The following is a 24,717-nucleotide window of genomic DNA, read 5'->3' as shown; positions in this document are numbered from 1 at the left end:
TAAAAAAACGGAGGTGAATCTATGAAGCTTAAAGGGGCGGAAATTCTGCTGCGCTGCCTGGAAGAAGAAGGGGTAGATACTATTTTTGGCTATCCAGGGGGAGCAGTTCTTCCTATATATGATGCGCTTTACCATTCCAAGATAAGGCATATTTTGGTCCGCCATGAGCAGGGGGCTGCTCATGCTGCTGATGGCTATGCCAGGGCAACCGGAAAGGTAGGGGTATGTATAGCTACTTCCGGGCCGGGAGCTACCAATCTGGTTACCGGGATTGCGACTGCTTATATGGATTCCATACCGATGGTTTGTTTTACAGGGCAGGTAGCTACCCATCTTATAGGAAAGGATGCTTTTCAGGAAGCAGATATAACAGGAATTACCCTGCCGATAACCAAGCATAATTATCTGGTGGAAAAGACCGAAGATGTAGCCAGGGTGGTGAAGGAGGCTTTCTACATTGCCCGTACCAACCGTCCGGGGCCAGTAGTAGTGGATTTGCCAAGAGATGTAATGGACAGGGAAATCGAATATGAGCCGACTGCGGAAGAAATCAACATAAGAGGCTACCGGGTTATGAAAGGGTATAACATGGGACAGGTAAAGCTGGCTGTAGAGCTTATAGAGAAAGCTGAAAGGCCGGTTATTTATGCCGGTGGAGGAGTGATAACTTCCGATGCTTCTTCAGAGCTTATAGAGCTGGCAGAAAAAAGGAAAATACCGGTTACTACCACTTTGATGGGCCTGGGGGCTTTCCCTTCCCAGCACTATCTCTCTTTAGGCATGCTGGGCATGCATGGAACCCGTTATGCCAATTATGCGATTTCCGAAAGCGATCTGATTATAGCCGCTGGAGTAAGGTTTGATGACCGGGTTACCGGCAGACTGGATGCTTTTGCTCCCCGGGCCAAGGTAATTCATATCGACATAGATGCTGCCGAAATTGGAAAGAATGTAGAGGCCCATGTACCTATAGTAGGACAGGTAAAGGAAGTCCTGCGGGCGATAAATGAAAGGCTTGAGCCGGTAGAGGAATACAGTGAATGGCATAAGACGATAGACCGCTGGAAAGATGAATATCCCTTAACCTATGGGGCCCCTTCCGAAGGAAGGATTATGCCCCAGCATATAATAGAGAAAATATCAGAGATTACTAATGGAAAAGCTATAATAGCTACCGAAGTGGGGCAAAACCAGATGTGGACTGCCCAGTATTATAAGTTCAGGTATCCCCGTACTTTCATAAGTTCCGGGGGATTGGGGACTATGGGTTTTGGATTCCCGGCTGCCATTGGAGCCAAGGTAGCGCGGCCTGATTGGCCAGTTTTTGATATAGCTGGGGATGGGAGTATTCAGATGAATATTCAGGAACTGGCCACTGCTGTCCAGTATAAACTGCCGGTTATCATATGCATACTGAATAATCAGTATCTGGGCATGGTAAGGCAGTGGCAGGGACTTTTCTATAACCGGCGCTATTCTTATACAGATATAAGCCATCAGCCGGATTTTGTCAAACTGGCAGAAGCCTATGGAGCAGTAGGCATGAGGGTTAAAGATTCTGCTGAGGTAGAAAGCGCGATAAGAAAAGCCCTGGAGGTCAAGGACCGTCCTGTAGTCATAGATTTCTGGGTAGAAAGGGAAGCTGATGTATATCCCATGGTGCCTCCTGGCAAATCATTGCTGGAGATGGTAGGGGGTGACTGATAGAGATGAAAAAACATATACTGGCCGTTACGGTAGAAAATAAACCGGGGGTATTAACCCGGGTAGCCACCCTGTTCAGGCGCAGGGGTTATAATATTGAAAGTTTGGCAGTAGGAGAAACCGAAAACCCGGATATTTCCCGCATGACCATAGTGGTAAGCGGAGATGACCGGATTATTGAACAGGTAACCAAACAGCTCTACAAGCTGATTGATGTTATAAAGATTGTTGATATATCAGAAGAAAAAGCGGTAGAAAGAGAACTGATGCTTATAAAGGTTAAGGCTGATGCTACAGTGAGGGCAGAAATACTGCAGATTGTTGAGATTTTCAGAGCCAGGATAGTAGATATAGGGAGGGACAGCCTTATAATAGAAGCAACAGGCGATTCTGAAAAGATAGAAGCTATTGAAGATTCATTAAGGCCTTTTGGCATAATAGAGCTGGTTAGAACCGGGAAAATAGCCATGGTTAGAGGTGGCGCCAGAAGTTAACAAAAATAAATATTAAGGAGGAAGTTTAAAATGGCCAGAATGTATTATGATGCAGACGCTAATTTAGATTTGCTTAAAGGAAAAACTATTGCTGTAATAGGTTTTGGATCCCAGGGGCATGCCCAGGCTCAGAATCTTAAAGATAGCGGATTGGATGTAGTGGTAGGTTTGAGAAAACCTTATGATGAAGCTACCCAGGCCGAATGGGACGCGGTAATAGCAGCCGGCATTACCCCTATGACAGTGGCAGAAGCTGCCCAGAAGGGGGATATTATCCAGATTCTGGTTCCTGATCAGATTCAGGCCGCTGTCTACGAAAAAGAAATTAAGCCTTATCTTAAGGAAGGCGATGCTTTAGGGTTTTCCCACGGCTTTAACATCCACTATGGACAAATAGTTCCTCCCCCCTATGTGGATGTTTTTATGGTGGCTCCCAAGAGCCCTGGACATCTGGTACGCAGAATGTATGTAGAAGGAGCCGGGGTTCCAGGTTTGGTAGCTGTTGAACAGGATTATACCGGAAAAGCCAAGGAAATTGCTCTGGCTTATGCATGCGGTATAGGCTGTACCAGGGCAGGAGTAATTGAGACTACTTTCAAGGAAGAAACCGAAACTGACCTTTTTGGTGAACAGTGTGTACTTTGTGGAGGAGTTACAGAACTGGTCAAAGCCGGGTTTGAAACCCTGGTAGCTGCTGGTTATCAGCCGGAAATAGCCTATTTTGAATGTTTGCATGAGCTTAAACTTATAGTTGACCTTATGTATGAAGGCGGCATGAGCTATATGCGCTACTCTATAAGTGATACCGCTGAGTGGGGCGATTATATCATAGGGCCTCAGGTAATAGGAGAGGAATCAAGAAAAGCTATGCAAAAAGCCTTGAAGGATATCCAGGAAGGAAAATTCGCGACAGAATGGCTCCTTGAAAATCAGGTAGGAAGGCCGCGTTTCAATGCCTTGAAGAAGAAGAATGCCGAGCATCTGATTGAAAAGGTGGGCAGAGAACTTAGAGCCATGATGCCCTGGCTCAAGAAAAACAAGTAGGGATTATAAAGGGGTGGGGTGATTTTTCACCCCCGTTTTTTAAAAATTAAAACCTTGGCAAGGAGGGGTATGATGGCAGAGAGCAGCCGTATTTATATTTTTGATACTACTCTGCGGGATGGAGAACAATCTCCCGGGGTGAGCCTTAATGCGGATGAAAAGCTGGAGATTGCACGTCAGCTGGCTCGCCTGGGGGTTGATGTCATAGAAGCCGGATTCCCTATCGCTTCTCCCGGAGATTTTGCAGCAGTCAAAAAGATTGCGGATAATGTAAAAGGGCCAGTTATTGCCGGTTTGTGCCGGGCTAATTATAAAGATATTGACCGGGCCTGGGAAGCGGTAAAAGGAGCCGAATCCCCCCGTATTCATACTTTTATTGCTACTTCTGACATTCATCTCAAGTACAAACTGAACAAAACCCGGGAACAGGTGCTTGAACAGGCGGTAGAGGCTGTCCGTTATGCCAGGAAGTACTGCAGTGATGTGGAATTTTCGGCAGAGGATGCTTCAAGGAGCGATCTTGATTATCTGGCTCTGGTGGTAGAGAAGGTCATTGAAGCCGGGGCTACCGTAGTTAATCTGCCGGATACCGTAGGATATGCGGTTCCCGATGAATTTGGCCTTTTTATAAAGTCAATTTGTGAAAGAGTTCCCAATATCCACAAAGCGATTATAAGCGTACACTGCCATAATGACCTGGGATTGGCAGTAGCCAACTCTATGGCCGGGATAATGAATGGGGCACGGCAGGTAGAGTGTACGATAAATGGGATAGGAGAAAGGGCTGGCAATGCCGCTTTAGAAGAAATTGTCATGAACCTCTATACCAGAAAAAGTTTTTATCAGAAGGAAACCCGTATAAATTACCGGGAAATCTACCGCACCAGCCGTTTGGTAAGTACCTTGACCGGAATGCCGGTACAGCCCAATAAGGCGATTGTGGGACAGAATGCTTTTAGCCATGAATCCGGCATTCACCAGGATGGAGTATTGAAGGAACGTTCAACTTATGAAATCATGAGCCCTGAGCTGGTAGGGGTAAAGAGCAGTAACCTGGTTTTGGGCAAACATTCCGGAAGACATGCTTTCAGGGAGCGTTTGAAAGAACTGGGTTATAATCTTACGGAAGAAGAACTGGAAAAGGCCTTTATCAAATTTAAAGATATAGCTGACAGGAAGAAAGAAATAAACGATGATGACCTGGAAGCTTTGGTAAATGAGCAGGTGAGGGCTATTCCTGAAAGATTTAGCCTGGAATATCTTCATATTTCCAGCGGAACCAGCATAGTGCCTACCGCTACGGTAAAGCTGAATATAGAAGGGAATATACTGGAAGCTGCTTCTACGGGAGATGGGCCAGTTGATGCGGCCTGTCATGCGGTAGATAAAATAACCGATATTTACGGCAAGATGGTCGATTATAAGCTTAACTCTATAAGCGGCGGCAAAGATGCTCTGGGTGAAGTTATTGCCAAGATTGAAATTGACGGCAAGCTTTATACCGGACGGGGATTAAGCACTGATATTATTGAAGCCAGTGTCAAGGCTTATATAAATGCAATAAACAAGTATTATTATGAAAAGCAGCTGCGCGAATAAAGATAAAAGGGACAAAGGAGGAGTAGAATAAGATGGGGATGACCATAACCCAGAAAATACTGGCCAAACATGCAGGCAAAGATTATGTAGAGCCTGGGGAACTTATAAACTGCAAGGTAGATGTGGTGCTGGGCAATGATGTTACATCACCGGTGGCCATTGCGGAATTTAATAAATTAGGGGTAGACAAGGTTTTTGATAAGGATAGGATTATGCTGGTACCTGACCATTTTACCCCCAATAAAGATATAAAATCAGCAGAGCAGTGCAAAATAGTGCGTGAATTTGCCCGCAAGCATGAAATAACCAATTATTTTGAAATAGGCAAAATGGGCATAGAACACTGCCTGCTGCCGGAACAGGGCCTGGTTCTGCCTGGTGATCTGGTTATAGGCGCTGATTCTCATACCTGTACTTATGGAGCTTTAGGAGCTTTTGCCACCGGGGTAGGGTCAACGGACATGGCAGCAGCTATGGCTACGGGGGAAGCCTGGTTCAAGGTGCCGGAAACCATAAAGTTTGTCTATTATGGAAAGCTTCCGGAATGGGTAAGCGGCAAGGATCTTATCCTGCATACCATTGGTGACATTGGGGTGGATGGAGCCCGCTATATGGCGATGGAATTTACCGGAGAAGTAATAAAAAACCTTTCCATGGACAACCGTTTTACGATGGCTAATATGGCTATTGAAGCAGGCGGCAAAAACGGCATTATTGAGCCTGATGAAATAACCCTGGCTTATGTGAAGGGGAGAGCCAAAAGGGATTTTGCAGTGTATAAATCTGATAAAGATGCCAGGTATTTTGAAATCAGGGAATATGATGTTTCCAAAATGGAGCCTCTGGTAGCTTTCCCGCATCTTCCGGAAAATGTAAGGCCGGTCAGTGAAGCTACCCATGTAACAATAGATCAGGTGGTTATAGGCTCCTGTACCAACGGCAGAATTGAGGACCTGGAGATTGCAGCCAGGATTATGGCAGGCAAAAAAGTGAATCCCAATGTAAGGGTTATAATTATTCCTGGTACCCAGGAAATTTATCTGGAAGCTATGAAACGCGGGTATATCCAGATTTTCATTGAAGCTGGTGCGGCGGTAAGCACTCCTACCTGTGGGCCGTGTCTGGGCGGACATATGGGTATTCTGGCTAAAGGAGAAAAGGCACTGGCTACTACTAACCGCAATTTTGTGGGACGTATGGGGCATCCGGAAAGCGAAGTGTATCTTGCGAGCCCGGCGGTGGCAGCTGCCAGCGCTATCAAAGGCAGGATTACGCCTCCCTGGGAAGTTTAGATTCGAGAACTAAGGAGGAGTCGAAAATATGAAATTTACCGGCAAGGTTTACAAATTTGGTGCTGATATAGATACAGATGCCATTATACCTGCTCGTTATCTTAATACTTTTGATCCAGCTGAACTTGCCAAACATTGTATGGAGGATGCGGATCCCGAATTTCCTAAAAAGGTGAAACCGGGCGATATAATTGTGGCAGATAAAAATTTTGGCTGCGGGAGCTCCCGTGAACATGCACCGATAGCCATAAAGGCAGCCGGGGTTTCCTGTGTTATTGCCAAGTCTTTTGCCCGTATTTTCTACCGCAACAGCATAAATATCGGGCTTCCCATTCTTGAATGCCCGGAAGCGGTAGATGCTATAAATGAAGGTGATGAGATTGAAGTTGATTTTACAACCGGCAGGATAAAAAACCTGCGTACCGGGGAAGAATTTCAGGCCAGTCCTTTCCCTGCTTTTATGCAGCAGATAATGGATAAAGGCGGTTTAATAAACTATGTAAAAGCTAAAATACAGCAAAATGCTTAAAATTAAGGAGAAAGGGTGCGTAAGATGTATAAGATTGCAGTTTTGCCAGGGGATGGAATTGGGGTAGAAATTGTACCAGAAGCAATTAAGGCTCTGGAAGCTATTTCAGAAAAGTTTGGGCATAAATTCGTTTTTACTGAAGCTCTGGTGGGAGGAGCCGCTTACGATGCCGTAGGGCATCCTCTGCCTGATGAAACCCTTGAGCTGTGCCAGAACTCAGATGCGGTTTTGCTGGGAGCTATCGGAGGGCCCAAGTGGGACGATTTGCCGGTACATTTAAGGCCGGAAGTAGGTGCTTTATTACCTTTGCGCAAAGAATTGGGCCTTTTTGCCAACTTAAGGCCCTGCATGCTTTTCCCTGGACTTATTCATGCCTCTACCTTAAAGGAAGAAGTTATCGAAGGGGTAGATATTCTGGTTGTGAGAGAACTTACCGGCGGCCTTTATTTTGGGGAAAAAAGCAGGGAAAAGACAGCTGATGGAGGCCAGAAAGCCACTGATGTTTTGAGCTACTCTACCTATGAAATTGAAAGGGTAGTCCGTTTTGCCTATGAAGCGGCCCGCAAGCGGAGAAGAAAGCTCTGCTCGGTAGACAAAGCAAATGTTCTGGAAAGCTCTAGGCTCTGGAGGGAAGTAGTTACTGACCTCGCAAGGGAATATCCAGATGTGGAAACTGTTCACATGTATGTTGACAACTGTGCTATGCAGCTTATACGCAATCCCAAACAGTTTGATGTTATAGTTACTGAAAATATGTTTGGCGACATACTTACTGACGAAGCTTCCATGCTTACCGGTTCTATAGGCATGCTTCCCAGTGCCTCCATTGGCGGGGAAGTAGGGCTTTATGAACCGGCTCACGGCAGTGCTCCTGATATTGCCGGGCAAAAGAAAGCCAATCCGCTGGCTACCATTTTATCAGCGGCCATGATGCTGAGGTATTCTTTTAACCTGGAGGAAGAAGCAAGGACGATTGAAAATGCGGTAAGGCAGGTACTTATGGAAGGCTACCGCACACCGGACCTTATGGAGCCGGGCAAAATCCTGGTTAATACCGAAGAGATGGGAGATAAAGTGGCAGAAAAAATAAGACAAGCCAAATAAAAATGATAAAGGAGGAAAAATGGTTGGGAATAAAAAGCTTGATGTTGTAATTTATGATACCACTTTGCGGGACGGTTCCCAGGGGGAAGGCATATCCTTTTCCCTGGATGACAAGCTTAAAATTGCCAAAAAGCTTGATGAACTGGGAGTCGCTTATATAGAAGGGGGATGGCCGGGCAGCAACCCCAAAGACCTGGAATTTTTCAGACAGGTAAAAAACATTGAGTTTAAAAATTCTAAAATCGCTGCTTTTAGCTCTACGCGCAGGGCAGGGATACCGATAAAGCAGGATAACAACATAAAAACCCTTTTGGAGTCAGGAGCCAAAACGGCGGCTATTTTCGGAAAATCATGGGATTTTCATGTTTTGCGAGCCCTGGAGACTACCCTGGAAGAAAATCTCCGTATGGTCAGGGATACCGTATCATATCTCAAGGATAAGGGGCTAGAAGTAATATTTGATGGAGAACACTTTTTTGATGGATATATAAATAACCCTGATTATGCACTTCAGGTTTTGAAAACAGCGGAAGAGGCAGGGGCAGACTGGATTGTTTTATGCGATACTAACGGGGGCACTATGCCCTGGGAAGTGGAGAAGATAATACTTGAGGTCAGAAAACATATAAATGCTCCTTTAGGCATTCATGCCCACAATGATTCAGCCTGCGCGGTTACCAATTCCCTGGTAGCTGTAAGGGCTGGCTGCACTCAGGTGCAGGGAACCATGAATGGTTTTGGGGAAAGATGCGGCAATGCTGACTTGTGTGCGGTAATTCCCAATCTGGAATTGAAGATGGGGCTAAAATGCCTGCCGGAAGGGAAGCTGAGGCATCTTACAGAGGCTGCCCATTATATAAGCGAGATTGCCAATATGCCGCATCACAACAACCAGCCTTTTGTTGGTTATGGCGCTTTTGCCCATAAAGGCGGGGTACATGTAAGCGCACTGCTTAAAGATTCACTTACTTATGAACACATTAACCCAGAAGATGTAGGAAATCATCGGCGGGTACTGGTTTCTGAGCTTTCCGGGCTTTCTAACCTCCTTTACAAAGCACGGGAGTTTAATATGGACATAAATAATTATGACTCCAGAACCCGGGAAGTAATAAAGATGATAAAGGAGCTGGAAAACCAGGGTTTCCAGTTTGAAGGTGCTGATGCTTCCCTGGAACTGCTCCTGCGTAAAGGGTTTGGACAGTGTGAAGATTTCTTTAAGCTGAATAACCTGAAGATTATACTGGAAAAAAGTGAAGAGGAAAAGATAACTTCGGAAGCCATGATAAAAGTGACAGTAGGGGACAAGGTGTTCCATACGGCAGCAGAAGGAGATGGTCCGGTAAATGCGCTGGACAACTGTTTGCGCAAGGCGTTAACCGAGGTTTATCCTGAAATAAGCGAAATGCATCTTACCGACTACAAGGTGCGTGTGCTGAACGGAAATGAAGGTACGGCTGCCAAAGTAAGGGTACTTATCGAATCTTCTGACCAGACTTCCAAATGGAGCACGGTGGGGGTCTCCGAAAATATTATTGAAGCTTCCTGGCAGGCTTTGGTAGACAGTATAAATTATCTGCTCATGAAAAGAAGAATGCAATAAAAAAGGTAGCCTAAAAGGCTACCTTTTTTAGTTTAAAAGAAACCAGAAGGGGATAGTAAAGATAACTAGCGAAGCAAAGTTGTATATGGAAAATTCTCGCAAATATTTGCGCTTATGTTCCCGGTATTCATTTACATAAAACTTGTATGAGATTACACTGGCCAGGGAGGCAATGATAGTCCCCATACCCCCTATATTGACTCCCAGGAGCAGTTCCTGGTAATTATGGGTAAATCCTGATAAAAGGATGGAGCAGGGGACATTGCTCAAAAACTGGCTCAAGGCTATAGATGATATAAAGGTGGATTTGTTAAAACCCAGCATATGGGAGAATATATCCCTGATACCTGTAAAATGGGTAAGGTTGCCGATGAAAATAAAGAAAAAAATAAAAGTCAGCAAAAGGTTGTAGTCTACCTTTTTGAACAGTTTTCTGTCCAGAAACAGGGTAGCGGCGACTATTGTCCCTAAAGCCAGATAATAGCTTATCAGTTTCAGTATAGATAAGACAGCAAGTAAAAAAAGCAGAATAAAGGCTATGGTTTTTTCCTTATTTTCGATCTTTATTTCTTCTATATTAAATAAGATAGTTTTATTCGGAACCAGTAAATTAAGCATGGCCATTAAAAATATAAGGCCGGCTCCGGCAAAAGGCAGCATTATGTGTATAAATTCCTTGAGGGGGATGCTGTATTTATAGTATAAATACAGATTTTGCGGGTTGCCCATGGGGGTTAAACTGCTGCCTATATTAGCGGCCAGGGTTTGTAAAATTATGATCAGGGTCGGGTTTATATCTGCTTTTTTGGCTATGATAAGGGTTAAGGGAACAAAGGTTATAAGTGCTACATCGTTGGTAACCAGCATGGAGAATAAAAAAGTTATTATTATGATAACAGAGGCTACTTTTCTTTCTTCCTTGAATTTTTTAAGTATCTTTATGGAGATGGCCTCCAAAAGCTTCAGCTTTTTAAATGCTTCAACTACCAGCATCAGGTTAAAAAGGGCTATCAGGACTTTGAAATCTATATAGCTTATACTGGGCGGCTTGATAAAAGAGGTTGCTGCTGCCAGAATAAAGGCAACAAGCAATAAGGTGTCTTCTTTTATCCTGTTTATTATTTTTCCTGGCAATCTTTTTTCCCCCTCTGATAATGAAGATTTTGCCGCATTGGTTAATTTATAACGGATATATCCACCCAAGTACCAATATTAACAGATAAGAAAGGGTTGATAAAGGGGAATTTACAGGCAAAAGAAAAAGATAATGTCATAACAGTTTTTTATATAAGGGGATAAAATTATTAAGTTAGACTTAATGGGCGGGATATTTTATCATAAATTTACAGATATATACATAAAATGTAGATTACACCTCACCAGCAGGCTTTTCAAGAGGGGAGGGATATATATGCTAAAGAAGGAGGAGAAAGCAAGGATAGCCAACTGTTACCGGGCACTCCTGGCCCAGTTGAACTATCTGGACAGTGTTTATGAGGAAAAAAGGGATATGAAAGAATTATATGAGGAAATGAGCGTGCTGGCTTTTTACATAATGCAGGAAGATTATGAACGGATAATAAAGATTATAAATGAGATAAAAGATTTAAGCCGGGAAATTGCAGAATTAAGAATAAAAGAGGAAAATAAGGCGTCTGATTTAAATCTGATTTTGGAAGAGATTAAAACCCATCTGGACTATCTCCTTTTGCAGTATGCCTGAAAAAGCTGACAATTAACTTATCTTTGCCTGTTTCTTTAATAGCAGGTAACCTGCGTATTGAGCACGATGGGGCAGATTTTGCAGCCTGGAAATATCAGGGCAGTAAAAGAGCAGGAATACCTGCTTTTTTTGTTTTTAGAATATTTTTACATATTGATAGGGTGCTGACCAAAAAAGGTCTTAATGGTATAGTAAATTAAAATGGTTTTGTGCGGGGAGGGTTACAAAAATGAAAGCAATGATCATGGCAGCAGGTGTAGGCTCCCGGCTTATGCCGCTTACCTCGGAAATACCCAAACCTATGATACCGGTGGCAAATCGCCCTTTAATGGCCGGGATAGTCGAGCTTTTGCGGGAGCACGGGTTTAATGATATTATTGCCAATCTGCATTATCATGCTGATGTAATTGAAGATTATTTTGGAGATGGCAGCCGTTTTAAAGTGTCTCTTCAGTATTCCCGGGAAGAAGAATTAATGGGGACTGCGGGAGGGGTAAAAAAGTGTGCCTGGTTTTTAGACCAGACTTTTGTGGTCATGAGCGGAGATGCCCTTACGGATATTGATTTGACTGCCCTTTTGGAGGAACACAGGAAAAAAGGGGCTTTGGCTACCATTGCTATCAAAAAGGTGGACGATGTAGAAAGGTTTGGGATAGTTATAGCTGATGAAGAGGGAAGGATAAGAAGTTTTCAGGAAAAGCCGAAGCGGGAAGAAGCCTTGAGCAATTATGCCAATACCGGAATCTATATATTTGAACCGGAAATATTTGACTACATACCCCCTGATGAATTTTATGATTTTGGCAAGCAGGTTTTCCCCCATCTAGTTAAAATCGGGGCGCCTTTTTATGCTGCCTTAACTGATGCTTACTGGTGCGATGTGGGCAATATCCATACCTACCATCAGGCCAATGTAGATGTACTGCTGGGAAAGGTAAAGAGCAAAATGGAGGGCAGCCTGGTTAAAGGGGAAAATTACTGTCTGCTTGTAGGGGAAGATGCCGTGGTAGATGAGGAAGCAAGGATTATCGGCTATAATGTGGTGGGAAAAGGATGCAGCATAGGAGCGGGAACTGTTTTGCACAATGCGGTAGTATGGGAAGGCAACCGGGTAGATAAAAATACGGTGCTAAAGGATTGTATACTGGGGCGGGGATGTCTGGTTAACTGTCTGGATTTGGTGGATGCAAAATAAAAATTCGTAATTTTTTAACAAAGAACAGTTGGAAGACAGATTCTGACTGTTCTTTGCATTTTTATGCAGGAATTACTGCCAAATACCCTTATATTTAAACATTCTGTCAAAAAGGAAGGAAAAATAATTTTTAAAATAGAATAATTAAAAATTAACCAATTTTTAAAAGGTTGGCTTGGGGGGAAGGTATGGTGGATAATGTCTTGCTTAGGGAAAATATGCTAAAAAGCCATCGACGTCTTTTTATAGCGACATTGATAATTGTGGTTCTGGCGAATATGGCTACATTAGGGATTTATTTCAGCGGTACCGGCTCAGAGTCGCTTACTTTAGACAAAATCATTAAGGAAGCCCTTATTTCTGCAGCAGTTATAGCTTTGACTTATTTTTTGGTCCAAAGATACAGCGAATATTGGATAAGCAAGTATCTTACAGTTCTAATGGTTGGCATCATTATGTTTTTATTTAATTGTGTGATGCATGGCTCAAAGGAGTTGTTTGCTAATCTGTACTTGGTAATAGGGCTTAGTATTTTGTATTTTGATGTTCCTTTAGTTATATTTGCCAGCATTTTGGTAGCGCTTTTGCATACAGTATGGATAATACTCTTTCCTCAGGTTATACCAGAAGGTAATGTAGGGGCAACTCTGGGGGTGAGGTATTTTTGTTTTCTCTGGTTTGCCATAGCAGCAGCAATAACTGCCAATGTAGCCAAAGGCCTTTTGCTTATATCCATTGAAAATGAGGCCAAGGCAAATAAGCTGATGGAAAACCTTAAGAAAGCTGCTGGCGAAGTAGCAGCCAAGGCAGATTTGCTTAAAGGATCTTCCAGAAACCTTTTCAGCCTGGCTCAGGAAACGGGAGAAATGGCCAGACAGATTGATGCCAGTGCCGAGCAGATAGCCCAGGCTTCTTCCGAAGAAGCGAGCCATGCCACTAAAACAGCGGAACTGGTAAGGAGCATGGTAAATGCGCTTAGCGGGGTAGGAAGCAATATAAGCATGGTAACTGAACAGTCCCAGGAATTCAGGAATATTGTGGAAGAAGGGCTCAAGGCACTGGAACAGCAGCAAGGTTATGTAAATGAGGCTAATATGGTTCAAACCTCGGTTAACCAGGTAGTTGCTATGCTCAGCCAGAAATCATCGGAGATTGTTAATATAGTTGATCTGATAAGCGGTATTGCTGATCAGACTAACCTTTTAGCCTTAAATGCAGCGATTGAAGCAGCTAGAGCTGGAGAAGCGGGAAGAGGTTTTGCGGTAGTGGCGGATGAAGTGAGAAAACTGGCAGAAGAATCGAGATCGGCAACGCAGGAAATTGCTTCCCTGATAAATGAAATTCAATCTGATATGGAAGCAGCGGTAAGGGAGATAGCCAGATCCAATGAGGTAGCCGAAAAGCAGAATGAGGCAGTGGCGGAAAGCCAGGAGCTTTTTGCCAAAATAGAAAAAGGGGCTCAGCGTATTGACAGTGCTATTCAGGAAATATCAGCCGTACTGCAGGAAGTTTTGGCTTCCAGCCATGAAGCGGTAAATCAGGTGGAAAGTATATCGGCAGCTACCCAGGAAGCAGCAGCCGGCAATGAGGAAATAAATGCCCTTATAAGCCACCAGACAGAAGCGGTAGAAAAGATAGTAGGCATGATTGCTGAACTGGAAAAAGCATCTGATGAGCTGCATAGAATGGCGGAAGAACTAAAGTAAAAAGTAAATAATAAACCGGCCTTTTTATAAGCGGGCCGGTTTATTATTTAGGAGTTTATAAAACTGCTGGTCAAGATTTTTAATATCGTCTTTAGTTATATTTTCCAGCTCTTCCGGACTGGCAGGTGAAAAGCTTATAATGCGGAAAGCTCCTTTTTCATAAATCAGGAGAGCCATTTCCATGTGTTGTTTTTTGCCGCTTTGTATAAAACTGTAAGCCACAATAGCGCTGTTTTTGCCTTTTTTTGAATATTTTTTTTCTATATTTACAGAAAGGTCAGAAGGGAATTTATTTTGGCTTTCAATATGGGCTATTACCTGCTCTATATCTTTTATAATCTGTTCCCTGTTTTTCAAGAGCTCATCTGGGCTATAACTGCTGTACTGGGGAAGAAGCTTAAAAGCCCAGAATACGCTCAAGTTTTGCGCTACCCTTGCATAATCACGGGTGAAATAGGCATCATAAAAATCTTCCACTACATTTTCAGCGGGCGCAGTGTCTATAAAGGCGGCATAGTAGTACATTAAGGCTAGAATAGCTATAATAACGAAATAGATGTAGCGGGGTACCTTATTATTATTATTTGATTCCAATTGTAATACCTCCAAATCAGGATAGAATAATATAGATAGAATTTTAGCAGATAAAACAGGGATTTACAACTAAACCAGGGTAAAGAACAGGTGAAGGGAAGATGAATTATGGTGAAGGAGGGTGCTTTTTGGCTGAGCTAGGAATTATCGGTGGAGGACCGGCGGGGATGATGGCGGCCATCACGGCAGCCAGAAAAGGAGCGCGGGTAGTTTTATGGGAAAAGAAAAGCCGGGTAGGCTTAAAGCTCAGAATAACCGGAAAAGGGCGCTGTAATATAACTTCTGCAGAGGAAGACCGGGAAAGGTTTATCTCCTCGTATCCAGGAAATGGCAAGTTTTTATACAGTGCATTAAATGAGTTTTCCAACAAAGATTTAATCAGTTTTTTGGAAGGATTAGGGGTAAAAACCAAGGTGGAAAGGGGCAAAAGGGTATTTCCCGTTTCTGATGATGCTGACCAGGTAGCAGAAGCTTTGCAAAGAGAAATGAAAAGGTTAGGGGTTAAAATTAATCTGGGCATAAAGGTGGAAGATATAGAAATAGAAGAAGGAGGAGTAAGAGGGATAATTGCCGAAGGGAGGGCATATCCATTTTCAGCTGTAATAATTGCTACCGGAGGTTTGTCCTATCCGGGGACAGGCTCAACGGGAGATGGTTACCTTTTTGCCCGTAAGGCAGGCCATACCATAATAGAGCCCCGGCCGGGATTGGTACCGCTGGTGGTAGAAGAAGAGTGGGTACAGGACTTACAGGGCCTGAGCCTTAAAAATGTAAAAGCAGTTTCCTATACCGAGGAAGGGAAAAAAATAAATGAAGAATTTGGGGAAATGCTTTTTACCCATTTTGGACTTTCCGGACCTATTATACTCAGCATGAGCCGGGATATAGGAGACTACATCTGGAAAACAGGGAAAAAGGCCAAGTTGTTTATTGATCTTAAGCCGGCTCTGGATGAAGAAAAACTGGACCTGAGGCTGCAGCGGGATTTTACCAAATATATAAGGAAGCAGTTTAAAAACGCTTTAGATGACCTCCTGCCTAAAAAACTTATTCCTGTGGTGGTAGTTTTGAGCGGGATAGAGGAGACCAAACCATGCCACCAGATAACCCGGGAGGAAAGAAAAAATCTGGTTAGGCTTCTTAAAAATCTTCCTTTTACGGTAACTGCCACCCGGCCGGTAGCCGAAGCGATAGTTACGGCGGGAGGAGTAAATGTAAAAGAGATCAATCCGCGTACCATGGAATCAAAACTGGTAAAGGGGCTTTATCTGGCTGGAGAAGTGATTGATGTAGATGGATATACCGGAGGGTTTAATCTGCAGGCAGCTTTTTCTACCGGCTATGTAGCGGGAAAATATGCAGCAGAGGCCATTTTAAAGGGGTAAAGTTATATGACTGTTTTAAAAGGGTTTGTCCTTCTTGATGTCTCACATTGACGTCAAGGGGGATTTTTGCTAATATTTGATTTACAATCGTATAGTTAACAAATAGATATTGGAGGAATGGAAAATGGGAGATAAGATAAAAAGATACCGGGGTTCGGACAATTATATAGTATCAGAAGAGCTTATGAACAGTGTCAATATTGCCATAGCACTGGGAAAACCCCTGCTGCTTAAAGGTGAGCCGGGGACAGGCAAAACCATGCTGGCTCAGAGTATTGCTGATGCCCTCGATATGCGGCTTATTATCTGGAATATCAAGTCTACTACCAAGGCACAGGAAGGGCTTTATGTGTATGATACAGTCCAGAGGCTTTATGACAGCCAGTTTGGAGAAGGAGACGTTTCTAATATTAAGCAGTATATAAAGCTGGGTAAACTGGGAGAGGCTTTTACATCAGATGAACAGGTAGTGTTGCTGATAGACGAAATCGACAAGGCTGATCTGGAATTTCCCAATGACCTTTTGTGGGAATTGGACCAGATGAGCTTCTACATTCCGGAAACCAAGGAGACTATTGTTGCCAAACACCGTCCTATTGTTATAATAACCAGCAATGCGGAAAAAGAACTGCCGGATGCCTTTTTGAGAAGATGTATATTCCATTATATAGCCTTCCCGACCCCGGAAGAGATGGAAAAGATAGTTCGGGTACACCATCCGGATATTGACAGGAAGCTTCTGGAACAGGCGATGGAAGCGTTTTATATGCTAAGAAGCCTTCCCAATATTCAGAAGAAACCTAGTACCAGCGAGCTTATCGACTGGCTGCAGGCATTGGTCATCGGAGGCATTAAGCCGAGCAGGATAAAACAGGAACTTCCCTTCCTGGGCGTTTTGCTTAAGAAAAATGAAGATCTGGATACCGTTTTGAACCAGCTTTACAACAAGAACCAGAATAAAAACACTTCCACTTATATAAGCGGGTCTATAAACCGTTTCCGGGTTTAACCTTAAAAAGAGGGGATTAGCATATGTTTACTGATTTTTACTATGTTTTGAAAGCTTATGGGGTTCCGGTTTCCATGAGTGAATGGTATACCTTGATGGAAGCTCTGGAAAAAGGGCTGGCTGGTTCCAGCCTTACCGGTTTTTATTATCTTTGCCGCTCTGTTCTGGTAAAGACAGAAGCTCATTATGACCGTTTTGATTTGGCTTTTGCCCACTATTTTAAGGATGTGGAGACCCCCGAAGGGTTACCGGAAAAAATATGGGAATGGCTGGATAAAGAACTGCCGGAGCTGGAAATTACAGAGGAAATGAGAAGAAATCACCGGCAGCTCGACCTGGATGAATTAAAGAGAATGCTGGAAGAGAGGTTAAAAGAACAGACAGAAGAACATCACGGAGGAAATTACTGGATAGGAACGGGAGGGACTTCTCCTTTTGGACATTCCGGATACCATCCGGGAGGAATAAGGATAGGGGGGCAGTCCCGCAATCTTTCAGCTGTAAAGGTAGCCGGCATGAGAAGATTCCAGGAATTCCGCACCGATGAAACCCTGGGGGTAAGGCAGTTTCAGGTGGCTTTGCGCAAACTGCGCCAGTTTACCTCCCGTCTGGAAGGGCAGAAGACGGAACTGGACCTGGATGCTACCATACACAAGACCTGCAGCAATGCGGGAAGACTGGAACTGGTATGGGAAAGGCCGCGCGAAAACAGCATAAAAGTGCTGCTCCTGATGGATGCCGGTGGTTCCATGACTATGTACAGCCGTCTTTGCAACCAGCTTTTTACGGCGGTTAATAAGGCAAACCATTTTAAGGATCTAAAGATTTTCTATTTCCACAACTGCATATATGACTGGCTGTTTCATACTCCGCACTGCAGCTTGAGTGATTACACAGAAACCGAGTATGTGTTAAGGACTTATGATCCTGAATATAGGGTTATAATTGTTGGAGATGCCAGTATGGCTCCTTATGAGCTTACCCGGGTAGGGGGAGTAATTGACTGGGAACTTTATAATGATAAGCCGGGAATTGACTGGTTAAGAAGAATCCGAAGAAAGTTTGAATATTCAGTCTGGCTTAATCCAATTCCCCGCGATTACTGGGAATGGACAGATGGAGCCTTTACCATAAAAAAGATAGCTGAGATTTTTCCTATGGAAGAATTAACTGTAGATGGCCTGGAGAGGGCTATAACCAAACTGCGCACCCGCCAGGCTGTACAGCTGGCCTGAAACAATTGAAACAAGGGGACGAATTGAAACAAGGGGACGGCAGACTGTGTGAGAATCTGCTCTTTTAATAACTTGGCTGTTTATTTTAAAAGCATTATTTTTATTATTGAAAAAGATATAAAAAATAGGCTGGCTTCTGCTATACCAGAGCCAGCCTCTCAATTATTTCCCTAACTCCCAGGATATTTATTACTCTTTTTAAGTTATAGGCCAGTAAATGCAGTTTATTCTCTGCATTTACAGAAACTAATCCCCTTGTCAGAAAATAACCATATCCCCATATCCGCTTTATTGTGCCGAATGGGTGCTCTACTATCATTTTCCTCTGTATATACAGTTGATTGTTTTCTTTGGTCCTTTTATCTACTACTTCTAACAATGACTGTGCTAAGTTGCGACTAACAGTCCTGCCATTTTTAGATTGGGTACATTTATCCCTTAAGCTGCATTGTTTGCATGCACGGCTATTTTTATATACCTGGTATTTTACTCCTTTTTCTTGCCGTATTTTGCTTGGATATAATGTCTCCCCTGCTGGACAGATGTAGATGTCTTTCTCTTTATCATATATAAATTTGTCAGGTTGAAATTCCGGGTCAGCTATATTGCCAGTAAATCTCTGCTTTGCTACATATGCTTCTATCTGATTTTTTTCACATTCAATTAAATCGCTGGTAGAATAATAGCCTTTATCCGCTAAAACTTTTATCGATTCCACTTCAAGTATTTCTTTGGCTTTTTTGGCCATGTTGCTCAGTTGCCCTTGATCTGAAGGATTATTTATTACTTCACTATCTACTACCAGCTTATGTTTATGGTCTACTGCTATTTGTACATTATAACTTACTTCCAAACCGTTATTGTTAACTGCCATTAAACGCGCATCTGGATCAACAGTTGATATCTCTGTCGCTCCTGTTTCTCTCATCTGCTCTTGCAAAGCCGTATATTTTTCTTTCCTCGCTTTTAACTCCTCTATTCGCTTCTGAATTTCTTCTGCGCTTGGAATATGGATATTAGCTTCTTCATGATCACTACTGTCTAATTCTTTTAAATAGTTTTCTATTTTTTCATCAATATATTTTAAATGCCTTTGTATTTTCTTCTGGTTAAAGTTGTTGTGCTTGGAATTGCTGGCCCTAAATTTGGAACCGTCAACAGCCAGTACCTCTTTCCCAAACAAGTCCCACTCTTTACATAATAGTGTGAACTGCTTGAATAAGGCTTTTATTGCTTCCGGATTGTCTTTCCTAAAATCAGCTATGGTCTTGAAATCTGGCTTTAGTTTGCGTAATAGCCAAATTACTTCAAGGTTTCTTTTTGCTTCATCTTCTAGTCTTCTGGAGGATCTGATTTTATTCAGGTATCCGTATAAGTATAATTTTAATAAGTCTCTGGGATCATATGATGGTCTGCCTTTTTGGTTGGGTATCGCTCTTTTGAAACCAAGCGCTTCCATATCTAAAGATTCTACAAATGCTTCTATCACTCTTACTGGATTGTCAGGTGTAATATAATCATCTATTGCTTCAGGAAACAGGGTGATAAGTTCCCGATTTTCTCCTTCTATGTATCCCATTTTCTCACCTCTCTATCACCCTGTATTCGACTTTTCTTGCATTAATCCCTCTTTCTGATGAAAGTTTTTTCACACAGTCTGCCGTCCCCTTGTTTCCGTCCCCTTGTTTCACGCGTATTTTTTAAAAAAAGTATTTGCATAAATTTGATTTTCAATATAAAATTATTACAAGAACAAAATATTTTAAAATGGAACGTTGGGATTAAAAAAAGTGGGGAGGAATTAGATTATGGATTTTTCACTGAGTAAAGAGGAACAGCTTATTCAGAAGGCAGCTGCTGAATATGCGGAAAAGTTTATTGAACCTATTGCCAAACAGATTGATGAAGAAAATAGAGTGCCAGATGAAATAATAAAGGGATTAGGGGAATTGGACCTTTTTGGGATACCGTTTGATGAAGAATATGGAGGAGCAGGAGCTGGCTATGCCTGTTATGTACTGGCTATGGAGCAGATAGCTGCAGCTTCTTCGGGAGTAGGCATGATTTTATCTGCTCACACTTTGGGGCTGGGCGCTATCGACAAGTTTGGCACTGAAGAACAGAAGAAGAAGTATATGTTTAAACCTTGCCGGGGAGAAGAAGTGGCATCTTTTGCTTTCACGGAGCCGGCTACCGGGTCTGACCCGAAGCAGATAGCAACCACTGCCAGAAAAGAAGGAGATTATTACATTATCAATGGAACCAAGCGCTTTATATCTAATGCCGGCTATCCGGGACCTATTGTGGTATTTGCCAAAGAAGAAGAAACAGGTAAGGTTAGTGCATTTATCGTTGAAAAATGGTGTGAAGGCTATTCTATATCTGAACCCTGGGAAAAATTAGGTATGCACGGCGGACCCCTTCTGGATGTATATCTGAAGGATGTAAGAGTACCAGCTGAAAATATGCTGGGAGCTTCGGGCATGGGTTATGCTATTCTGCAGTTTGCCATTTCTTTTGGCAAGGTAGGGGTAAGTGCCTGTGCTTTAGGGGGAGCAGAAGCTGCTTACCGGGAAGCTTTCAAGTATGCGAAGGAAAAAATGCACCGCGGAGAGCCGATTACCAAGTTCCAGGGCATAAGATTAGCATTGGCGGAAATTGCGGAAAGAGTAGAAGCATGCCGCTGGATGGCTTACCGTTTAGGATATCTGGCTGATCATGCTAAAGATCCGGCTCAGTTTGCCAAAGATGCAGCTCTTACCAAAGATTTTATCTGTGCCCAGATTGTTGATATTTCCAGATTGGCTGTTAATATACACGGCTCTTATGGATTGATGAAGGATTACAAAGTAGAAAGACTGTGGAGAGATGCTATCATGGGACTTCAGATTGAAGGGGTCTCTGATATGCAGAAAGAAATAGTAGCCGGTGTACTTCTGGGAAGAAAGTAAAGGAAAAGGGGAGGTTTTTCTCCCCGCTTTTGGCTATTTTCCAGTAAAGGCGGGTGGTAAGAATGGAAGAAAGGTTTGATGCGATAATAGTCGGTGGCGGACTTGCAGGTTTGGGAGCAGCATATACCCTGGCCTCGGAAGGATTGGAAGTTTTACTTTTGGAAAGAGGAGACTATGCGGGAGCCAAAAATGTTACCGGGGGGCGTATTTATATAAACCCGGTACGGGATATGTATCCTGATTTGTGGAAAAAAGCGCCTTTAGAAAGGTTTATTGCCCATGAAGAAGTAGCCATCATGGCCAGGGGACGTTCAATAACCATGCGGTACAGTGGAGAAGAGCTTAGAACTGAACCTTACCAGAGCTACAGCATATTAAGGGCCAAGTTTGACCGCTGGTTTGCTAAACAGGTAGAACGTAAGGGGGCTATGATAGTTACCAAGAGCAAGGCTGATGACCTTATTTTTGAAAATGGCAGGGTAGTCGGGGTTAAAGCCGGTGGAGATGAACTTTATGCCAATGTAGTCATAGCCTGTGATGGAGTGCTTTCTCTTTTGGCGGAAAAAGCAGGGCTTCGCGCCCCAGGTAATCCAAAAGATTATGCAGTAGGGGTTAAAGAGGTAATTGAGCTCGATGCATCTGTAATTGAAGAAAGGTTTGGACTAAGTGAGGGAGAAGGAGCCGCTCGCCTTTTTATGGGAGAAGTTACCAAAGGGATGTTTGGTGGCGGTTTTCTGTATACCAACAAAGACAGCATAAGCCTGGGCATGGTAGTAAGCATTAAGGAACTTATGGAAAATAAGGATGGGATTGAACTGCCGGTTATGTTTGAAGAATTTAAGAACCGTCCGGAAATAGCCCCGCTTATAAAAGGAGGGCAGACGGCAGAGTATTCGGCCCATGTAATTCCGGAAGGAGGCTATAAGGCTCTAACCAGGCTTTATGGTGATGGGATACTGGTGGCAGGCGATGCTGCTGGATTTTCCATGAATATAGGGGTTACTGTAAGAGGTATGGAATATGCTCTGGCTTCCGGTTATTATGCAGCCAAAGCTGTTATACAGGCTAAAGAAAAGGGGGATTTCAGCAGCAAAACCCTGGCGGTTTATGAAAATATGCTTAAAAACAGCTTTGTAATGCAGGATTTTATCAATTTTAAAGAAGCTCCTCATGTGCTGGAAAATCCAAGATTTTTCAGCTATTATCCCGAACTGGCAACCAGTATTATGCGCGACCTCTATGCGGTGCCTGCTGGGCCTAAAGAAAAGCTTTACCCGACGGTTAAGAAGTATCTGGGCTTTAAGCAGCTTTGGGCTATGGCTGGCGATATGAGGAAGGTGATGAAAATATGAGCGAACCGTTAAATCTGAAAGCTAAACTGGGGCTTAATGTTTTCAAGGAAGATAAAGAACGGCATATAAATATAAAGCCGGGTATGGAAAAAGATTCCCGCTTAAAAAGAGCTGTTCTGGTATGTCCGGCTGGGCTTTACAGTTTGAATGATAAGGGAGAAGTGGAATTTACTATTGATGGTTGTTTGGAGTGCGGTACCTGCCGTATTGCCTGCGGAATTGAGGTTTTAGACTGGAAATACCCGAACGGAGGATCCGGGGTTCAGTTCAGGTTTGGATAAAAATTAGGCCGAAAAGGAGGTATGGTTTATGAATGTTGTGGTAGCTATGAAGCAGATTCCTGATTTGCAGCAGATAAGGATTAAAAATCGGCAGCCGGTTTTCGACGATGTACCGCTTACTTTTGGGACTATTGACAAAAATGCTCTGGAGGCCGGGGTTGTTTTAAAAGAAAACAATCTGGCAGAAAAAGTTATTGTTCTGGCTGCCGGCAGTGAAGATTTGGAAGATACTGTAAAAGAAGCGCTGGCTGCTGGAGGAGATGAAGCGTTTCTGATATTGGGTGATGAGTTAAAAGGTGCTGAAAGCAGTGTAATAGCACAGGTTTTGGCAGAAGGAGTAAAGAAGATTGATGATGTCGGGCTTTTGCTGCTGGGAGAAGGAAGCGGCGATAACTATTCCGGGCAGGTAGGCTCCAGGGTGGCAGAAATTCTGGGATGGCCGCAGGTGGGCTATGCCGGGGATATAAAGGTGGAAGGGAATAAGGCGATAGTAACCAGAGTGCTGGAAGATGCCGAAGAAGTGATAGAAGTTGCCCTGCCGGCGGTAATAACTGTTGTTTCAGGCATAAATGAACCGCGCATACCTTCGGTTACCCAGATTCTTAAAGCCGGCAAGAAGCCAAAAGAAGTAGTGGAAGAAGATGAACTTGAAGGCATAAATAAAGAAGCCCTTATAACAACAGTAAGCAATCTGGCTCCGGAAAGCGACCGCAAGCGTATAGTAGTCAAGAATGTGGCGGAACTGGTAGAAAAACTGAGAAGCGAAAACATGATCTAGGGGAGGTGGATTTTATGGCAGTTTTAGTTTTTAGTGACAAGACTAACCTGGCTCTGGAACTTTTAGGTGCTGCTGAGGTTTTGGGCGAAAAGGCCAAGGTCTTGGTTATCAATGATGATGAGCAGGCAAAAGCTTTGGCAGAGGCAGGAGCCGAAGTTTACAGGATAAATAATGATGAGATAGTTCTGGCAGATACAGCACAGGTAGCAGCTATTGTAAAAGAAGCTGCCGACAAGCTGGGAATTGATATAGTTCTTCTTTCTTCCAACCGCCGGGGAAAGGAGTTAGCAGGCAGGCTGGCACAAAAGATGGGAGCTGGCTGCCTGACAGATGTATCTTCCCTGGAAGTTAGCGGGGGAAAAATAGAATGTAAGCGCAATGCCCTGGGAGGGGCGACGGTAGCAACTCAATACATAAATACGGATAAGAAAGTTATTGCTGTATCTCCGCGCAGCTTTGCTCCCTATGCAGGAAGCGGCGGTAAAGTAGAAGATCTGGCGGTAGATGTTCCTTCAGCCTCCGTCAAAGTCCTGGAAGTAAAAACCAAAGAAGCGGATAGTGTAGATATAACGGCAGCGGAAAAACTGGTAGCTGTAGGACAGGGGCTTAACAGCAAAGATGACCTGCCTATGGTGGAAGAACTGGCCAAAAAGATTGGTGCAGAGGTAGCCTGCTCCAAGCCAGTAGCTACTGATAAAAAGTGGCTGCCTGAAGAACGTGTAATCGGGCTTTCCGGTAAGATATGCAAGCCTGAACTGGCTATACTCCTTGGTATATCTGGACAGGTCCAGTTTACGGTGGGGATAAGGGATGCCAAGGTGATTGTAGCAGTAAATACCGATGAAAATGCCAATATAAATGCTATGGCTGATTATATACTGACTGCAGATTTACATGAGGCAGTAAAAGAAATGAACAAGATTTTAGGCTAAAAAAGTTAATATAAATACAGCAATAAGAAAGCGGGAATTTTTGCTAAAAAGCAGAGATTCCCGCTTTTTATTTTGAAAATAATAACAGCGGGCAAGGCTAAAATTATGGTAAAATTACCTAGGCTGGATGGAGGTGAAAATGATGGTTGGACCGCTAGGCCTTATTCTTGTACTGCTTTTCTTGATTTTTATAGGCTGGGGAATAAA

22 protein-coding genes are annotated in these 24,717 nt (G+C 43.3%); 19 read left to right on the top strand and 3 right to left on the bottom strand.

Annotated elements, in window-relative coordinates; genetic code table 11:
- The first annotated feature begins 21 nt into the window (after nucleotides 1-21).
- From ilvB to cimA, 8 genes are all read left to right on the top strand, one after another.
- Nucleotides 22-1,704, top strand: coding sequence for a biosynthetic-type acetolactate synthase large subunit (gene ilvB / locus ACZ42E_RS09520; protein ID WP_464892095.1), 1,683 nt, complete (start codon nucleotides 22-24; stop codon nucleotides 1,702-1,704).
- Between the two features lie 5 nt (nucleotides 1,705-1,709).
- Nucleotides 1,710-2,198 carry an acetolactate synthase small subunit gene (gene ilvN, locus ACZ42E_RS09515; protein ID WP_464892094.1) on the top strand — a complete coding sequence of 163 codons (489 nt, stop codon included), beginning with the start codon at nucleotides 1,710-1,712 and terminating at the stop codon, nucleotides 2,196-2,198.
- A 30-nt stretch (nucleotides 2,199-2,228) separates the two neighbouring features.
- The gene (gene ilvC / locus ACZ42E_RS09510) at nucleotides 2,229-3,242 is read left to right on the top strand and encodes a ketol-acid reductoisomerase (RefSeq protein WP_464892093.1); all 1,014 of its coding nucleotides are present in this window, start codon (nucleotides 2,229-2,231) and stop codon (nucleotides 3,240-3,242) included.
- A 72-nt stretch (nucleotides 3,243-3,314) separates the two neighbouring features.
- The gene (locus tag ACZ42E_RS09505) at nucleotides 3,315-4,841 is read left to right on the top strand and encodes a 2-isopropylmalate synthase (protein WP_464893524.1); all 1,527 of its coding nucleotides are present in this window, start codon (nucleotides 3,315-3,317) and stop codon (nucleotides 4,839-4,841) included.
- Between the two features lie 32 nt (nucleotides 4,842-4,873).
- Entirely contained in the window at nucleotides 4,874-6,133 is a 1,260-nt protein-coding gene (leuC, locus tag ACZ42E_RS09500; protein ID WP_464892092.1) for a 3-isopropylmalate dehydratase large subunit, read from the top strand.
- 28 nt (nucleotides 6,134-6,161) lie between these two features.
- Nucleotides 6,162-6,662 (top strand): 3-isopropylmalate dehydratase small subunit, encoded by a 501-nt coding sequence (leuD, locus tag ACZ42E_RS09495; protein WP_464892091.1) that lies wholly within the window; start codon nucleotides 6,162-6,164, stop codon nucleotides 6,660-6,662.
- Between the two features lie 24 nt (nucleotides 6,663-6,686).
- Entirely contained in the window at nucleotides 6,687-7,766 is a 1,080-nt protein-coding gene (gene leuB, locus ACZ42E_RS09490) for a 3-isopropylmalate dehydrogenase (protein ID WP_464892090.1), read from the top strand.
- Between the two features lie 19 nt (nucleotides 7,767-7,785).
- The gene (gene cimA / locus ACZ42E_RS09485; RefSeq protein WP_464892089.1) at nucleotides 7,786-9,369 is read left to right on the top strand and encodes a citramalate synthase; all 1,584 of its coding nucleotides are present in this window, start codon (nucleotides 7,786-7,788) and stop codon (nucleotides 9,367-9,369) included.
- Nucleotides 9,370-9,396: 27 nt separating this feature from the next.
- On the opposite strand, the gene ACZ42E_RS09480 is transcribed toward cimA, so the two are convergent.
- Nucleotides 9,397-10,503 (bottom strand): SLC13 family permease, encoded by a 1,107-nt coding sequence (locus ACZ42E_RS09480; RefSeq protein ID WP_464892088.1) that lies wholly within the window; start codon nucleotides 10,501-10,503, stop codon nucleotides 9,397-9,399.
- A gap of 277 nt (nucleotides 10,504-10,780) precedes the next feature.
- Here ACZ42E_RS09480 and ACZ42E_RS09475 point away from each other — a divergent pair, with 277 nt between their 5' ends.
- The 3 genes from ACZ42E_RS09475 (at nucleotide 10,781) to ACZ42E_RS09465 (ending at nucleotide 13,993) form a co-directional block, all read left to right on the top strand.
- Complete coding sequence (locus ACZ42E_RS09475) at nucleotides 10,781-11,092, top strand: hypothetical protein (RefSeq protein WP_464892087.1); 312 nt, start codon at nucleotides 10,781-10,783, stop codon at nucleotides 11,090-11,092.
- A 229-nt stretch (nucleotides 11,093-11,321) separates the two neighbouring features.
- Nucleotides 11,322-12,287, top strand: a complete 966-nt coding sequence (locus ACZ42E_RS09470) for a nucleotidyltransferase family protein (protein WP_464892086.1) — start codon at nucleotides 11,322-11,324, stop codon at nucleotides 12,285-12,287.
- Between the two features lie 188 nt (nucleotides 12,288-12,475).
- The gene (locus ACZ42E_RS09465) at nucleotides 12,476-13,993 is read left to right on the top strand and encodes a methyl-accepting chemotaxis protein (protein WP_464892085.1); all 1,518 of its coding nucleotides are present in this window, start codon (nucleotides 12,476-12,478) and stop codon (nucleotides 13,991-13,993) included.
- A gap of 24 nt (nucleotides 13,994-14,017) precedes the next feature.
- Here ACZ42E_RS09465 and ACZ42E_RS09460 read toward each other — a convergent pair whose 3' ends face one another.
- The gene (locus tag ACZ42E_RS09460) at nucleotides 14,018-14,587 is read right to left on the bottom strand and encodes a hypothetical protein (protein WP_464892084.1); all 570 of its coding nucleotides are present in this window, start codon (nucleotides 14,585-14,587) and stop codon (nucleotides 14,018-14,020) included.
- A 128-nt stretch (nucleotides 14,588-14,715) separates the two neighbouring features.
- Here ACZ42E_RS09460 and ACZ42E_RS09455 point away from each other — a divergent pair, with 128 nt between their 5' ends.
- From ACZ42E_RS09455 to ACZ42E_RS09445, 3 genes are all read left to right on the top strand, one after another.
- Entirely contained in the window at nucleotides 14,716-15,972 is a 1,257-nt protein-coding gene (locus ACZ42E_RS09455) for a BaiN/RdsA family NAD(P)/FAD-dependent oxidoreductase (protein ID WP_464892083.1), read from the top strand.
- Between the two features lie 124 nt (nucleotides 15,973-16,096).
- Entirely contained in the window at nucleotides 16,097-16,981 is an 885-nt protein-coding gene (locus tag ACZ42E_RS09450; RefSeq protein WP_464892082.1) for an AAA family ATPase, read from the top strand.
- Nucleotides 16,982-17,004: 23 nt separating this feature from the next.
- On the top strand, nucleotides 17,005-18,216 hold the full coding sequence (locus ACZ42E_RS09445; protein WP_464892081.1) for a vWA domain-containing protein: 1,212 nt from the start codon (nucleotides 17,005-17,007) through the stop codon (nucleotides 18,214-18,216).
- A gap of 139 nt (nucleotides 18,217-18,355) precedes the next feature.
- Here the strand turns inward: ACZ42E_RS09445 and ACZ42E_RS09440 are convergent, their stop codons facing one another.
- Nucleotides 18,356-19,795 carry an IS1182 family transposase gene (locus ACZ42E_RS09440; protein WP_464892080.1) on the bottom strand — a complete coding sequence of 480 codons (1,440 nt, stop codon included), beginning with the start codon at nucleotides 19,793-19,795 and terminating at the stop codon, nucleotides 18,356-18,358.
- Between the two features lie 229 nt (nucleotides 19,796-20,024).
- Here ACZ42E_RS09440 and ACZ42E_RS09435 point away from each other — a divergent pair, with 229 nt between their 5' ends.
- From ACZ42E_RS09435 to ACZ42E_RS09415, 5 genes are all read left to right on the top strand, one after another.
- Nucleotides 20,025-21,167, top strand: coding sequence for an acyl-CoA dehydrogenase family protein (locus ACZ42E_RS09435; protein ID WP_464892079.1), 1,143 nt, complete (start codon nucleotides 20,025-20,027; stop codon nucleotides 21,165-21,167).
- A gap of 62 nt (nucleotides 21,168-21,229) precedes the next feature.
- Nucleotides 21,230-22,519 (top strand): FAD-dependent oxidoreductase, encoded by a 1,290-nt coding sequence (locus ACZ42E_RS09430; protein WP_464892078.1) that lies wholly within the window; start codon nucleotides 21,230-21,232, stop codon nucleotides 22,517-22,519.
- The gene (locus ACZ42E_RS09425; protein WP_464892077.1) at nucleotides 22,516-22,800 is read left to right on the top strand and encodes a ferredoxin family protein; all 285 of its coding nucleotides are present in this window, start codon (nucleotides 22,516-22,518) and stop codon (nucleotides 22,798-22,800) included. Before ACZ42E_RS09430 ends, ACZ42E_RS09425 begins: the two co-directional genes overlap by 4 nt.
- A gap of 28 nt (nucleotides 22,801-22,828) precedes the next feature.
- Nucleotides 22,829-23,578 carry an electron transfer flavoprotein subunit beta/FixA family protein gene (locus ACZ42E_RS09420; RefSeq protein ID WP_464892076.1) on the top strand — a complete coding sequence of 250 codons (750 nt, stop codon included), beginning with the start codon at nucleotides 22,829-22,831 and terminating at the stop codon, nucleotides 23,576-23,578.
- A gap of 14 nt (nucleotides 23,579-23,592) precedes the next feature.
- Nucleotides 23,593-24,510, top strand: coding sequence for an electron transfer flavoprotein subunit alpha/FixB family protein (locus ACZ42E_RS09415; RefSeq protein ID WP_464892075.1), 918 nt, complete (start codon nucleotides 23,593-23,595; stop codon nucleotides 24,508-24,510).
- The last annotated feature ends 207 nt before the right edge of the window (nucleotides 24,511-24,717 follow it).

This window comes from Thermosyntropha tengcongensis (assembly GCF_055381335.1).
The sequence above is the reverse complement of the archived record's forward strand: the minus strand, read 5'-3'. Positions and strand labels throughout refer to the sequence as shown.